The sequence below is a fragment of the Streptomyces sp. NPDC051636 genome (assembly GCF_044453765.1).
Lineage (GTDB): Bacteria > Actinomycetota > Actinomycetes > Streptomycetales > Streptomycetaceae > Streptomyces.
This window is the reverse complement of the sequence record NZ_JBITDA010000016.1, coordinates 19,243-32,176: the sequence shown is the minus strand read 5'-3', so window position 1 is coordinate 32,176 and position 12,934 is coordinate 19,243. Positions and strand designations below refer to the sequence as shown.

The 12,934-nt window shown below is 72.1% G+C and carries 13 protein-coding genes; 3 read left to right on the top strand and 10 right to left on the bottom strand.

What is annotated here, in order from left to right:
• Positions 1–127 precede the first annotated feature (127 nt).
• Entirely contained in the window at positions 128–790 is a 663-nt protein-coding gene (locus ACIBBH_RS25750; protein WP_399408389.1) for a DsbA family protein, read from the top strand.
• Between the two features lie 19 nt (positions 791–809).
• Here ACIBBH_RS25750 and ACIBBH_RS25745 read toward each other — a convergent pair whose 3' ends face one another.
• The 9 genes from ACIBBH_RS25745 to ACIBBH_RS25705 are packed head-to-tail and all read right to left on the bottom strand — an operon-like array spanning position 810 to position 9,634.
• Positions 810–1,016 carry a hypothetical protein gene (locus tag ACIBBH_RS25745; protein ID WP_399408387.1) on the bottom strand — a complete coding sequence of 69 codons (207 nt, stop codon included), beginning with the start codon at positions 1,014–1,016 and terminating at the stop codon, positions 810–812.
• Positions 1,017–1,048: 32 nt separating this feature from the next.
• Positions 1,049–2,473: an FGGY family carbohydrate kinase gene (locus tag ACIBBH_RS25740; protein ID WP_399408385.1), complete on the bottom strand. Its 1,425-nt coding sequence runs from the start codon at positions 2,471–2,473 to the stop codon at positions 1,049–1,051.
• A gap of 29 nt (positions 2,474–2,502) precedes the next feature.
• Complete coding sequence (locus ACIBBH_RS25735; RefSeq protein ID WP_399408383.1) at positions 2,503–3,537, bottom strand: 2-hydroxyacid dehydrogenase; 1,035 nt, start codon at positions 3,535–3,537, stop codon at positions 2,503–2,505.
• Entirely contained in the window at positions 3,534–4,610 is a 1,077-nt protein-coding gene (locus ACIBBH_RS25730; protein WP_399408381.1) for an ABC transporter ATP-binding protein, read from the bottom strand. Before ACIBBH_RS25730 ends, ACIBBH_RS25735 begins: the two co-directional genes overlap by 4 nt.
• Positions 4,588–5,418: a DeoR/GlpR family DNA-binding transcription regulator gene (locus ACIBBH_RS25725; RefSeq protein ID WP_399408379.1), complete on the bottom strand. Its 831-nt coding sequence runs from the start codon at positions 5,416–5,418 to the stop codon at positions 4,588–4,590. Before ACIBBH_RS25725 ends, ACIBBH_RS25730 begins: the two co-directional genes overlap by 23 nt.
• Positions 5,415–6,500 carry an ABC transporter ATP-binding protein gene (locus ACIBBH_RS25720; RefSeq protein WP_399408377.1) on the bottom strand — a complete coding sequence of 362 codons (1,086 nt, stop codon included), beginning with the start codon at positions 6,498–6,500 and terminating at the stop codon, positions 5,415–5,417. The genes ACIBBH_RS25725 and ACIBBH_RS25720 overlap by 4 nt, the downstream gene beginning before the upstream one ends.
• Positions 6,497–7,327 (bottom strand): carbohydrate ABC transporter permease, encoded by an 831-nt coding sequence (locus ACIBBH_RS25715; protein WP_399408375.1) that lies wholly within the window; start codon positions 7,325–7,327, stop codon positions 6,497–6,499. The genes ACIBBH_RS25720 and ACIBBH_RS25715 overlap by 4 nt, the downstream gene beginning before the upstream one ends.
• Positions 7,324–8,211: a carbohydrate ABC transporter permease gene (locus ACIBBH_RS25710; protein ID WP_399408373.1), complete on the bottom strand. Its 888-nt coding sequence runs from the start codon at positions 8,209–8,211 to the stop codon at positions 7,324–7,326. Before ACIBBH_RS25710 ends, ACIBBH_RS25715 begins: the two co-directional genes overlap by 4 nt.
• A gap of 7 nt (positions 8,212–8,218) precedes the next feature.
• Positions 8,219–9,634 (bottom strand): ABC transporter substrate-binding protein, encoded by a 1,416-nt coding sequence (locus ACIBBH_RS25705; RefSeq protein ID WP_399408370.1) that lies wholly within the window; start codon positions 9,632–9,634, stop codon positions 8,219–8,221.
• Between the two features lie 179 nt (positions 9,635–9,813).
• On the opposite strand from ACIBBH_RS25705, the gene ACIBBH_RS25700 reads away from it, so the two are divergent.
• Together ACIBBH_RS25700 and ACIBBH_RS25695 are read left to right on the top strand one after the other, a co-directional pair.
• Positions 9,814–11,262 carry an FGGY-family carbohydrate kinase gene (locus ACIBBH_RS25700; RefSeq protein ID WP_399408368.1) on the top strand — a complete coding sequence of 483 codons (1,449 nt, stop codon included), beginning with the start codon at positions 9,814–9,816 and terminating at the stop codon, positions 11,260–11,262.
• Entirely contained in the window at positions 11,259–11,870 is a 612-nt protein-coding gene (locus ACIBBH_RS25695; protein WP_399408366.1) for a histidine phosphatase family protein, read from the top strand. The genes ACIBBH_RS25700 and ACIBBH_RS25695 overlap by 4 nt, the downstream gene beginning before the upstream one ends.
• A gap of 109 nt (positions 11,871–11,979) precedes the next feature.
• Here the strand turns inward: ACIBBH_RS25695 and ACIBBH_RS25690 are convergent, their stop codons facing one another.
• The gene (locus ACIBBH_RS25690; protein WP_399408364.1) at positions 11,980–12,885 is read right to left on the bottom strand and encodes a TauD/TfdA dioxygenase family protein; all 906 of its coding nucleotides are present in this window, start codon (positions 12,883–12,885) and stop codon (positions 11,980–11,982) included.
• Positions 12,886–12,934: the final 49 nt, after the last annotated feature.

The following is a 12,934-nucleotide window of genomic DNA, read 5'->3' as shown; positions in this document are numbered from 1 at the left end:
TCCCTCATCGTCGGGTGTACGGCTGAACAGGACCGATCCTGCCACGCGCCCCTGACACCGGTCAGTGGGAATGGGGTCGGCGATCCCGGTGTTGCCGCAGGAAACGACCCGTTTTCCGAGGAGAGCCATGTCCGAGACCACGACCGCCTCCGGCAAGACCCCCGTCGACTTCTGGTTCGACCCGCTGTGCCCCTGGGCCTGGATGACCTCCCGGTGGGTGCTGGAAGTGGAGAAGGTCCGGGACATCGAGGTCCGCTGGCACGTCATGAGCCTGGCCGTGCTGAACGAGAACAGGCTGGACGAGCTGCCCGAGGAGTACCGCGAGATGCTCGCCACCAAGGCGTGGCAGCCGGTGCGCGTGGTGACCGCGGCCTGGCAGAAGCACGGCGCCGACGTCCTCGGTCCCCTCTACACCGCGCTCGGCACCCGCTTCCACAACAACGGCGAGGGCCCGACCCTGGAGGCCGTCGCAAGCGCCCTGGAGGACGCCGGGCTGCCCGCCGACCTGATCGAGTACGCGGAGCAGGAGGACTTCGAGTTCGACGCCGAGCTGCGCGCCTCCCACAAGGAGGGCATCGAGAAGGTCGGCCAGGACGTCGGCACGCCGGTGATCGCGGTGCCGGGGCCCGACGGCGAGCAGATCGCCTTCTTCGGCCCCGTCGTCACCCCCGCCCCCAAGGGCGAGGAGGCGGCCCGCCTCTGGGACGGCACCCTGGCGGTCGCCTCGGTTCCGGGCTTCTACGAGATCAAGCGGACCCGGACCAAGGGCCCGGACTTCAGCAACCTCTGAGCCTCGGGGCTCTTGCGCCTCACGCGTCCTCGGGAGGGGGGAACCAGCCGCCGTCGGTCCAGTTCCAGCTGCGCTGGTAGCGGCGGCACCCCTCCCGGGTGCAGCGGACGTAGGCCTCGGGGGCGTGCCTCGGCTTCTCCTTGCGCACGTGTTCCTTCTCCTCGGAGGTGAGCGGACGGAACGGCCGCAACGGGCCACGGCAGCTCGGGCACCACTTGGACTCCATGCGCTCCACTCTCTCCCCGGACACCGTGCGCCTCAGTGTCGGGCCCGCCCCCTCGCCTCCGCCAGCCGCTGAAGGTGTTCCTCGTACCCCTTGGCGTAGGACGCCGCCCGGTCCGCGTCCGGCTCCACGATCGCCGTCGGCCGGGTCCAGGAAGCCGCGTCCAGCGGGTTGCCGTACCGCTCGGCGGCCGCCAGCACCGCGCCCCGGGCGCCGACCTCCCCCTCGACCACGCGCAGGGGGCGGCCCAGGACGTCCGCCAGCAGCCGCATCCAGGCGGGGCTGCGCGTGCCGCCGCCGCACACCGCGAGTGTCCCCGTCAGACCCGCCGCCGCCAGGCAGTGCCGGGCGGCGTAGCCGATGCCCTCGCAGGTCGCGCGGATCAGGTCGGCGGGGGTCGATTCCAGACAGATGCCGGTGAGTTCGGCGCGCAGCCGGGGTTCGACGAAGGGGGCGCGCTCGCCGGAGGGCGCGAAGTAGGGCAGGACGCGGACGCCGTGGGCGCCGGGCGGGGTGGCCGCCAGCAGGGAGTCGACCTCGTCGTGGCGGACGCCCGTCGTCGTCAGTACCCAGTCCAGGGCCGCCGTGCCCACCATCGCGGGCATCGCGCGCAGCCAGTGGCCGGGGCGGTCGGTGGAGATGTACAGGCCGGCCGGTTCGCCGGTCAGGTCCAGGTCGGTGGTGGCGACCAGGCCGGCCAGGCAGGTGCCGACGATCAGCAGGCCGTCGCCGGGCCGCGTGACTCCGGCGCCGAGCGCGCAGGCGGGGAGGTCGTACGGGCCGTTCGCGAGCGGTGTGCCGGGCGGTAAACCCTCCCGCGCCTCGCCGGTCGCCACCGGATCGCTGACCGGGGCGAGCAGGCGCCTGCGGTGGGTCAGGCCCAGGAGCTCGACGACCCGGTTGTCGTACGACCGGGTGCGCGGGTCGAGAAACGGCATCGACGCGTCGGACACGTCCGTCACCGTCCGGGCCGCGCCGGTCAGGCGCTGGAAGACCATGTCCTTGCAGTAGACGGCGGCCGTCGCCGCGTCCAGGGACTTCGGCTCGTACTGGTCGAACCAGGCCAGCAGCGGGCCCGGGCACCCCGGGAACATGGCGCTGCCCGTGCGCCGGAACACCGTCTCGAAGGTGCCGTCCGCCAGCCACTGGTCGAGCAGCTCGTGTGCCCGGCCGTCCATCCAGGAGGCCGCCGGCCGCACCGGCCGGCCCTCGGCGTCGACCAGCCACACCCCGTCGCCCTGCCCGGTCAGCCCGGCCAGCTCCACCGGCTCCGGCACCCGCGCGGTCAGCGCGCCGAGTACGGCGACGACCGCCGCGTACACCTCCGCCATGTCCTGCTCGACGTGCCCGCCGTGCAGGTCGAGGCCGACCGGGCGTGCCTCGACGGCCAGTTGGCGGCCCGTGTCGTCGAACGCGGCGGCCTTCACCATGGACGTGCCCACATCGATCCCGACGTACATGTCACCTCCCGAAGTCGAAAGCCCGCCGTTCAGGTCAGACAGTGAGCCAGCGGCTCCCCGCGCACCCAGCGCCCCACCTCCGCCGCCGCGATCCGCGCGGCCTTCTCCGCCACCGTCCGGCTGGCCCCGCCCAGGTGCGGGGTCAGTACGACGCGCCCGGCCAGCTTCGTCAGCCGTGCGTCCGGCGGCAGCGGCTCGACCGCGTAGGTGTCGAGGGCCGCCGCCGACAGCCGCCCGCTCTCCAGCGCGTCGCACAGGGCGTCCTCGTCCAGCAGCGGGCCGCGCGCCGCGTTCACCACCACCGCGCCGGGCGGCAGCAGCGCCAGTTCCCGGGCGCCGATCAGGCCGCGGGTCTCGTCGGTGAGCCGGGCGTGCAGGCTGATCACCCGGGAGCGGCGCAGCAGCTCGTCCAGGGAGGCCAGGCGCAGCCCGTGCACCTCCCCGCGCACGTACGGGTCGTACACCATCACCCGTGCCCCGAAGGCGCACAGCACCCGCGCGACCCGGCTGCCCACCGCCCCGTATCCGACGAGGCCGACCGGCAGGTCCTCCAGCTCCAGGCCGCTGTGCTCGTACGTGTAGTACGCGGCGCCCTCCCAACTCCCTCGCCGGACGAGGAGTTCGTGGGCCTGCGGGATGCGGCGCAGGGCCGCGAGGAGCAGTCCGACGGTGAACTCGGCGGTGGCGGCGGCGTTGCGGCCGGGCGCGAAGCACACCCGGACGTCGTGCCGCCGGGCCGCGTCCAGGTTGACGTTCACCGGGCCGCCCCGGCAGACCACGACCAGCCGCAAGCCCGGGCAGGCGTCGAGGACGCGTGCGGTCACCGGGCCCATCTGGGTCACCAGCACCTCCGCGTCCGCGAGCGCGTCGATCAGCTCCTCCTCGGCGTCGCTGGCCTCGCTCACCTCGGCGACCGGGCCGAAGGGTTCGAGGGGCCAGCCGAGGGTCAACTCCCGTACGTCGCAGGGGCCCTTGATTTCGTCGGCGATCGCCTCCGCGATCAGCGACGGCAGGACGAAGTGGTCGCCGGCGGCCACGGCACGCACGCTGCTGGCGGAGGTCATGGCAGGGAGTCTCCCGTCTCGGCGTCGAAGACATGGGTGAGTCCGGGCGTCACCCGGACGAGGTCGTCGTGCGCTAGGCGCACCTCGGGGTCGGTGAGGACGACGAGGTGGCGTTCCACCCCGTCGAGGGCCAGGGTGGCGATGCCCGACTCCAGGAGCGGCTCGTGGGCCACCACGCGGGCGGGGAGGCCCTCCGCCCCGGTCAGCTCCAGGTCCTCGGGGCGGATGCCGACCACCACCGAGCGGCCCGCGGCCACCGGCACCGGCAGCGCGATCCGCACGGTGGCGGAGAGGCGGGCGTGCTGGCCGTCGTCGGTGGCGATGCCGGGCAGCAGGTTGATCGCGGGCTCGCCGACGAAGTCCGCGACGAAGGTGCTGGCGGGGCTGTCGTACACCTCGAACGGGGTGCCGAGCTGCTGGACCACGCCGTCCTTCATCACCGCGATCCGGTCGGCGAGGGAGAGGGCCTCCTCCTGGTCGTGCGTGACCAGGATCGTGGTGTGCCCCAGGTCCCGCTGGATGCGCTTGAGTTCACGGCGGGTGGTGTCGCGCTGGGCCGCGTCCAGGTGGGAGAGCGGCTCGTCGAGGAGGAGGACGTCCGGTTCGCGGACCAGGGCGCGGGCCAGGGACACGCGCTGCTTCTGGCCGCTGGACAGGCCGGCCGGGCGGGCGCCGAGGATGCCGGTGAGATCGACCCGCTCGGCGATCTCGGCGACCTTGCGGGCGATGTCCCTCCTGGCTCTTCCGCCGCGGGCCTTCAGCCCGAACGCCAGGTTTTCCGCCACCGTCAGCGGCGGGTACAGCGCGTAGTTCTCGAACGCCACCCCGATGTTCCGGTCCTGCGCGGGACGCCGGACCACCGACGCCCCGCCGACCAGGATGTCCCCGCCGGTCACCGTCTCCAGGCCGGCGATCATCCGCAGGGTGGTGGACTTGCCGCAGCCGGAGGGTCCGAGCAGCCCGAGCAGCTCCCCGGACTCCAGCTTCAGGTCGAGCCCGCGTACCGCGTCCACCGCAGGGCGGCCCCGCGACCGGTACGTCTTGCGCAGCTCATGTAGCTCCAGCGCGGTCATCGCCCTCCTTCGGCGCCTTCGTGGCGCACACCTCGTACGGCACCTTGTGCTCGTCCAGGTCGCGCAGTGCCTCCTCGGCCGCCCCGTCGTCCACCAGCAGCAGGTCGAAGCGGGAGAGGGGGGCGACCCGGTGCAGGGCGACCCGGCCCAGCTTTGTGTGGTCGACCAGCAGGACGTTGCGGGCGGCCGAGTCGAGCATCGCCCGCTTCACGGAGACGATGTGCTGCTCCTGGTGGTAGGCGTAGCCGCCGTGCACGGCGGACGTCGAGGCGAAGCACACGTCCACCCGCAGCTGCTGCACCGCCTCCACGCAGGACACCCCGAGGAAGGAGGAGTGCAGCGGGTCGTAGTCGCCGCCGAGCGCCATCAGGTGGATGCCGCGCTGATCGGCGAGGAGGTTGACGGCCTCCAGGAAGTTGGTGACGACCGTGAGCGGGGTGATCTCCCCGAGGCGGAGCCTGCGCGCCATCTCCAGGGTGGACGTGGAGTCGTCGAGGAGGATCGCCATGCCGGGCTCTATCGACCTCAGCGCGTGCTTGGCGATCGCGGCCTTCTGTGCCCGCATGGTCTTCAGCCGGTACTGCACGTTCGACTCGAACACCCCCGACGGCTGGGCGGTCACGCCGCCCCTGAACTTCCTCACCATTCCCTGCCGTTCGAGTTCGTCGAGGTCCCGGTGGACGGTCATCAGGCTCACCCCGAAGCGTTCGGCGAGCTCGGCCGCGGTGGCCGTGCCGTCGGCCAGCACGAGTTCGGCCATGGCGGCCTGGCGGGCCGCGGGGCCCTGCTGTGCGCTGTTGCCGCTCATCGCTTCTCTATCCGTCGTCCCGGGCGCTCCGGCCGGTCGGCCTCGAACAGCAGCAGGTTCTCAGGGCGGACGGCCAGGCCGACGGGATCGTCGGGACGCAGTCCGGTGGCGGCGGCCCGGGGCGCGACGAGCGACACGTGCTGCTCGCCGAGCCGGACGGTGACCTCGACGGAGCGGCCGAACACTTCGGTGACGTAGACGGTGCCGGTGAGTTCTTGGCCGTCGCCGTGGAGTGAGACGTCCCGGGGGCGCAGACCGACCAGGACGTCGGTGCCGGCCGGGACCCGCGCCGGGAGCGGCAGCACGACCCTCCCGTCCGCCGACCGGAAGCCGCCGTCGGCGGTCACCGTCCCCGGCAGCAGGTTGATCCGGGGCCGCCCGAAGGCCCGCGCCACCTCGGTGTCGCACGGCCGGTACCAGATGTCCTCCCGCGTCCCCGTCTGGACGATCCGCCCGTCCCGGATGACCCCGATCCGGTCGCCGAGGGCCAGCGCCTCCACGGAGTCGTGGGTGACGTACAGCGTGGTCGTACGCCGCACCGCCCCGATCGCCTTCAGCTCGGCCCGCATCTGCTGGCGCAGCTTGGCGTCCAGGTGGGACAGGGGTTCGTCGAGGAGGAAGGCGCGCGCGGGGCGGACCAGCACCCGGCCGAGGGCGACGCGCTGCCGCTGCCCGTTGGACAGCTGCCCCACCGCCCGGTCCAGCAGGGCGCTGATGCCGAGCAGTTCGGCGATGGCGCCGACCCGGTCGCGGGCCTCGGCGGCGGGCAGCCGGTGCCGGGGGGAGCGGAGCGGGGAGGCGAGGTTGTCGTACACCGAGCGGTGCGGGTAGAGGGCGTAACTCTCGAAGCACATGGCCACGCCCCGGTCGTACGGCTCCACCGCGCGCATGTCCTCGCCCTCGATCTCGACCGTGCCCGAGTCGGGCTCTTCGAGACCGGCCACGGTCTTCAGCGTCGTCGTCTTGCCCGCGCCGGAGGGGCCGAGGAGGCAGAAGAACTCGCCTTCCCCGACGTCCAGTTCGAGACCGTCGAGGGCCGTGGTCCTTCCGTACGTCTTACGGACCTCCCGCAGCCGGATCACGACTTCACCGCGCCGAACGACAGCCCCCGCACCAGATACCGCTGGATCGTCAGCGCCAGCAGCAGCGGCGGTACGACCGACACCAGCGCGGCGGCGGCCGTGAGGTTGTACTTGGGCCGGTCGCCGCCCAGGAAGGACAGCGCGCCCACGGTCACCGTCTGGGCCTCGTTGGAGGTGAGGATGAGCGGGAAGACGAAGTTGTTCCAGGCGAAGATGAACGCCAGCAGCGACACGGCCGCGATGCCCGGCTTCACCAGCGGCAGGGCGACCTTGAAGAACGCCTGCTTGCGGGTGTAGCCGTCGAGCAGGGCCGCCTGCTCCAGCTCCGGGGTCAGGTCGGCGAAGTAGGACCGCATGATCCACACGATGAGCGGCAGGGTGACCAGTTGCAGCACCCACACCATGCCGACGTACGTGTCGAACAGCCCGAGCTTCTGGTACAGCACGAACAGCGGGATGATCACCGTCAGTTCGGGCGCGAACCGGAACGACAGCAGCGTGAACATCAGGTTCTCCGAACCCTTGAACCGCCAGCGCGCCGAGGCGTACGCCGCCGGAAGGCCGACGACGAGCGACAGCGCGACCGCGCCCACCGACACCACCAGGCTGTTGACGAAGAACCGTACGAAGGGGATGCCCTCGTTGTCGCCGAGGACGGTCCGGTAGGAGCCGAGGGTCGGGGTGAAGGAGAAGTAGGTGCTGAACAGCTGGTCGGCGGGCTTCAGGGAGAGGATCACCATCCAGGCGACCGGGAAGAGCGCGAAGACGAAGTAGAGGATGAGGGCGGCGTCCGCCAGCCACCCCGACAGCCGCTTCCGGGAGATCACTTGGCCGCCACCTCCGCCGCACGCCGCTGGATCCGGCCCAGGTGCCGTACGAGCACCATCGCCGCGAGGTACACCACGGCCCACAGCACGATCGTGTAGCTGATCCCGAAGGAGTAGCGCTGGAAGCGGATCGCCTCGAGGTACGCCCGGATCTGCAGCACGACGGTCGAATCGCCCGGCCCGCCCTCCGTCAGGGCGTAGATGATGTCGAACACCTTCAGCGAGTCCATGAACCGGAAGATCACCGCGACCAGCGCGTACGGCCACAGCATCGGCAGGGTCAGCCGCCGGAAGGTGTACCACCAGCGGGCGCCGTCGACCGCCGCCGCCTCGAAGGGGGACACCGGCAGGGACCGCAGCCCGGCCAGGGCGAGGATCGCCACGAACGGGGTGTAGACCCACACGTCCACGGCGATGGACGACAGCAGCGCCCCCGTCGGGGTGTCGGTCCACTGGACCCCGCCGAGACCGAAGGGTTTCAGCAGGTGGTTGACCACCCCCACCGACGGCTGGAGCATCAGCTTCCACATGATCGCCGCGATCACCGGGGCGATCATCAGGGGCAGGATCAGGATCTTCTCCAGGACCCGGCCGAGGAGCGAGGACCGGTGCAGCAGCAGGGCGACCGCGACCCCGAGCACGGTCTCGACGGCCGCCGCGCCGACCGCGTACAGCACGGTCACCCAGGCGGAGTTCCAGAAGGCGTCCTGTGTGAAGACGGTCTCGTAGTTGTGGAGGCGGACCATGTCCGGCTGCGGCTTGCTCGCCGAGAAGTCGAACAGCGTGTAGTACAGCCCGAGTCCGAAGGGGTAGAGGATCCCGCAGGTCAGGAGCAGTGCCGGGACGATCAGGAAGTACGGCCGGAGAGTGAGCCGCCAGCCCATCCGTTCCTCACCCCACCTTGGACTTGAGGTCGCTCGCCAGCCCGTTCAGCACCGACCCCGCGTTCTTGCCGCCGTAGATCTCCTGCAGGGCCGCCGCCCAGCTGGTGGTGGCGTCGAAGAACTGGGCCTGCGGGGTGAACTGGATCTTCGTCTGGTCGACGACCGTCTCGAAGGTCTCGATGAAGCCCGGCAGGTGCTTCATCTTGTCCTTGTAGGCGCCGTCCTGGCTGATCGACTTCCGTACGGGGTCGATGTGGTTGCCGGTGACGGCGGCCCTGCGCAGGTGCTCCTTGCCCGTGGCCCACTGCAGGAAGAGCCAACTGGCGCTCTTCTTCTTGCTCGTGGCGTTCATGCCGAGCGACCAGATCCACATGTTGGTGGCGAGGGAGCCGTCCGGTCCCTTCGGCCCGGGGTGGAACGCGATCTTCCCGGAGGCGGGGGAGGCGCCCTTCACGGCCTGGAAGTAGGCGGCCGTGTCCGCGTCGAAGAGCATGCCCGCCTTCTTCGCGCCGAGGTCGCTGGAGCACTGGTACCAGGAGTACGACGTCCACGACGGCGGGCCGCCGTGCCTGACCATGCCCGCCCAGGCCCGGGTGAAGGCGACGGCCTCCGGGGTGTTCATGGCGGGGGTGAGCTTCCCGCCCTCGACCGTGAAGTCATGGAGACCGTTGCGGGCGTACATGGTCATGAAGCCGGGGTGGATGGTGGCCCAGCTGCGCGAGCCGCGTACGGCGATCCCGTACATGCCGTCGAAGCCGGCATCCGGCGCCTTCTTCTTGATCACCCCGGCGAGTTCGCGCAGTTCGTCGAAGGTCTCGGCGGGCTTCAGACCCAGTTTGCGGAACACCTCGGTGTTGTAGGCGACGACGTTCGTCTCCCAGCCCCACGGCAGCGCGTACTGCCCGCCCTGCCCGAGCGGCGCGCCCGCCTTCAGGGACCACTGGTCGGCCTGGAGGAGGTTGGGGAAGAAGTCGGCCCGGTCCCATTCCTCGCCGGTGGCCGAGGAGTTGCGCATCCAGGGCCCGAGGTCCTCCAGCCACCCCGGTGGCCCGTACTGCCACACCATGTAGGCGCCGAGCATGAAGACGTCGTACGAGGCACGCCCGCTGGAGAGGTCCACGGTGAGCTTGTCGAAGTAGTTGTCCTCGGGGAAGACGTCGTACTCGACCTCGATGCCGGTCTTCGCGGTGAAGGACTTCAGATCGGCGATGAGCGCGTCCGTGTAGGGGTGCTTGTTCAGCAGCGCCTTGACCGTCCTGCCCTTCTCCCGCTTCCAGTCGAAGGAGCCGGTGACGTCGTCCGCGGCCGAGCCGCCGCCCTTGTCGCCGTCGTTGCCGCCGAAGCCCGCGCCGCAGGCGGTGAGCAGCGGGGCCGCGGCGGTGAGGGCGAGGAAGCGTCGGCGGTCGTGCACGTGCCTGTCCATCCGTGACCTCCGTCGAGGGGAGCGGTGGGCGGTCGGGCCGGGCCGGTGTTGACAGGTCGAGTCGACTCGATAACAGAGGGTGTAACGGCGCAGGAGGGCCGTCAATCCCTCGTGCACGGGGAAATCTCAGTGCAGAGTGGGAAGTTCACAGGACGGATCGCGATGTGTGGGAGGTCCGGATGGGGTCCGAGGAGCGGCCTGAGGGCGAGGCGTGGTTCGGGATCGACCTGGGCACACAGGGCGTGCGCGCGCTGCTCGTGACGGCCGACGGCAGGGTCCTCGGCAGCGGCTCGGCCCCGCTGCGGCGCGGGCGGCGGGAGGGGGTGCGGCACGAGCAGGATCCGGGGGAGTGGTGGGAGGCGGTGTGCGCCACCGCCCGGCAGGCGCTGCGCGGGGTGGGCCGGGTCGACGGGCTGGCGGTGTGCGGCACCTCCGGGACCGTGCTGCTGACGGACACGGCCGGGCCCGCGCTGATGTACGACGACGGGCGGGCCGGGGCCGAGGCGGCGCGCCTGCGGGAGGCCGGGCTCGCGGTGCAGGACACCTGGGCGCTGCCGAAGGTGCTGTGGCTGCTCGGGAACGGGGGTGCCGGGAAGGTCGCCCACCAGCCCGACGTGATCAACGCCCGGCTCGTCGGCCACCCGGTGCCCACCGATTCCAGCCACGCCCTCAAGACGGCGTACGACCTGCGGCGCGACGCCTGGCCGCAGATCCCCGGCGTTCCGGCGGACGCGCTCCCCGACGTCGTACGCCCCGGCACCCGCCTCGGTGAGGTCTGCCCGGCCGCCGCCGAGGCCACCGGCATCCCAGCGGGTACGCCGGTCGTCGCGGGCATGACCGACGGGTGCGCGGCGCAGATCGCGTCCGGGGCGTTGCGCGCCGGGGCCTGGAACTCGGTGCTCGGGACGACGCTGGTGCTCAAGGGCGCCGCCGCCGAGCCGGTCCGTGACCCCGCCGGCGTGGTCTACAACCACCGTGCCCCGGACGGGGGCTGGCTGCCCGGCGGTGCCTCCAGCGCCGGCGCGGGAGTGCTGACCGCCCGTTTCCCGGGCGCCGACCCGGCAGTACTGGACGCCCGTGCCGCCGACTTCGAGCCGTCGAACGCGGTCACCTATCCGCTGGTCGCGCCGGGTGAACGCTTCCCGTTCCGCGCCCCGGCCGCCACCGCCCTCCTGCTCGGCGACCCGGTGTCGGACGCCGACCTGTGGGCGGCCCTCCTGCAGGGCGTGGGCTTCGTGGAGCGCCTCTGCCTGGACTACCTCCACCACCTCGGCGCCCCCCTCGACGGCCCCCTCACCTTCACCGGCGGAGCCGCCCGCAGCGCCTACTGGAACCAGCTCCGCGCGGACATCCTGGGCCGCCCCGCCCGGGTACCCGAGCAGACCGAACCCGCGCTGGGAATGGCCGCGTTGGCCGCCCACGGCACGGGCGCGGCGCCCACCCTCGCGGACGCCGCCGACCGCATGGTGCACGTCCGCACGGTCGTCGAACCCCGCCCGGGCCGCACCGCCCGCTTCACCGAGCCGTACGCCCGCCTCCTCGACGCGCTTCAGTCACGGGGCTGGCTGCCCGCGCCGGTCGCGGCGCACGCGCGGGCCCGCCTGCACCGGGATACTTCGGCGTCATGACCACCACCCTCCTCCTGGCCCGACACGGGCAGACCGTCTGGCACGTCGAGAACCGCTACGCCGGGGTGAGCGACATCGCCCTGACCGGCACCGGCCGGGCCCAGGCCGAGGCGCTCGGGCGGTGGGCCGCCGCCCATCCGGTCGACGCGATCTGGACCTCCCCCCTGTCCCGGGCGGCCGTCACCGCCGAGCCCGCCTGCCGCGCCCTCGGGCTGACCCCGCAGCGCGATCCCGGCCTGAGGGAATGCGACTTCGGGGCGGTGGAGGGCCGTACGCTGGCCGAGTTCGCGGCCGAGGCCCCGCACGCGGCGGAGGCCTTCCGCGCCGACCCGGTCGCCCACCCCTTCCCCGGCGCCGAGGACCCCCGCGCCGCCGCGGCCAGGGGCACGGCCGCCCTGCGCCGCATCGCCGCCGCCCACCCCGGGGAGCGGGTCCTCGTCGTCGCCCACAACACCCTGCTGCGGCTGGTGCTGTGCTCGCTGCTGAACATCCCGTTGGCCGAGTACCGGCGGGTGTTCCCGCGGCTGGGGAACGCGGCGGTGAGCGAGGTACGCATCGACGGGGACACCACTTCGCTGCTGTCGCTCAACGTGCCCTGCGAGCCGTAGGGCCTGCTGCGAGAGGCCCTGGTTCAGGGTCGCCGCAGCAGGGCGGAGATCCGGTGGTCGGCGGAGACCCGGATCCGGGAGGCCCGGCCGAACAGCGGGCGCGCGCCCGTTACGCGGCGACCGGCGTCCGCACGGGCGTGTAGTGCGAGGCGTCCCCCTCGATCGAGTAGCTCTCCTTGCCCTCGATGCCGACCGGGACGTCCCCGGCGACGGTCACCCGGTGCAGGCGGCGCGGCTGTCCGTCGTAGTTGTCGATGGCGTAGTGCTGGGTGATGCGGTTGTCGAACAGGACCAGCTGGTTCGGCGACCAGCGCCAGCGCAGGATGTTCTCCGGGCGGGTGACGTACGACTGGAGCAGGTCGAGGATCTTGCGGGACTCGCCGACCGACAGGCCGACGATCCGCTGTGCGAACCCGCCGATGAACAGCCCGCGCTCGCCGGTCAGCGGGTGGACGCGGACCACCGGGTGGACGGTGCGGTACGTGATCGACGTGAACTGGGCGCGCTGGGCGGCCTTCTCCTCGTCGATCTCCTCGTCCGGCACCGCGTAGTCGTAATCGTTGGTGTGCTCGGCCCACAGCGTGTCGGCCAGGCGGCGCAGCGGCTCGGGCAGGTCGCGGTAGGCGGCGGCCGAGCTGGCGATCAGGGTCTCGCCGCCGTACGGCGGGATCGTGAGGGAGCGCAGGGTGCTGGCCTGCGGGGGGTTGAGGACGAAGGTGACGTCGGTGTGCCAGTGGTTGGCGCGGCCCCGCTCGCTGTCCACGGGCAGCACGTTCGGGGCGCCGTCGACGGCGCCGACCGTCGGGTGGGCGGTGGTCAGGTCGCCGAAGTGGCGGGCGAAGGCCTGCTGGCCCTCGTCGTCGAGGTTCACGTCGTCGAAGACCAGCGCCTTGTGGACGTTGAGGGCCTCGCGGATCGCGGTGACGCTCTCCTCGTCGAGGGGCTCCGCGATGTCGACGCCGGAGACCTGGGCGCCGATGTTCGCGGTGACCTTGGTGATCTCGATACCGGGCATGGGGTGTCCTGCCTTTCAAGGGTGGTTGCTCTGGTCATGCGTAAGATCG

Bases quoted from the DNA above. Each gene is read 5' to 3' on its own strand.
- ACIBBH_RS25730 (WP_399408381.1), bottom strand. From the start codon at position 4,610: ATGACCGCGCTGGAGCTACATGAGCTGCGCAAGACGTACCGGTCGCGG.
- ACIBBH_RS25725 (WP_399408379.1), bottom strand. From the start codon at position 5,418: ATGAGCGGCAACAGCGCACAGCAGGGCCCCGCGGCCCGCCAGGCCGCC.
- ACIBBH_RS25745 (WP_399408387.1), bottom strand. From the start codon at position 1,016: ATGGAGTCCAAGTGGTGCCCGAGCTGCCGTGGCCCGTTGCGGCCGTTC.
- ACIBBH_RS25750 (WP_399408389.1), top strand. From the start codon at position 128: ATGTCCGAGACCACGACCGCCTCCGGCAAGACCCCCGTCGACTTCTGG.
- ACIBBH_RS25705 (WP_399408370.1), bottom strand. From the start codon at position 9,634: ATGGACAGGCACGTGCACGACCGCCGACGCTTCCTCGCCCTCACCGCC.
- ACIBBH_RS25710 (WP_399408373.1), bottom strand. From the start codon at position 8,211: ATGGGCTGGCGGCTCACTCTCCGGCCGTACTTCCTGATCGTCCCGGCA.
- ACIBBH_RS25695 (WP_399408366.1), top strand. From the start codon at position 11,259: ATGACCACCACCCTCCTCCTGGCCCGACACGGGCAGACCGTCTGGCAC.
- ACIBBH_RS25735 (WP_399408383.1), bottom strand. From the start codon at position 3,537: ATGACCTCCGCCAGCAGCGTGCGTGCCGTGGCCGCCGGCGACCACTTC.
- ACIBBH_RS25700 (WP_399408368.1), top strand. From the start codon at position 9,814: ATGGGGTCCGAGGAGCGGCCTGAGGGCGAGGCGTGGTTCGGGATCGAC.
- ACIBBH_RS25690 (WP_399408364.1), bottom strand. From the start codon at position 12,885: ATGCCCGGTATCGAGATCACCAAGGTCACCGCGAACATCGGCGCCCAG.
- ACIBBH_RS25740 (WP_399408385.1), bottom strand. From the start codon at position 2,473: ATGTACGTCGGGATCGATGTGGGCACGTCCATGGTGAAGGCCGCCGCG.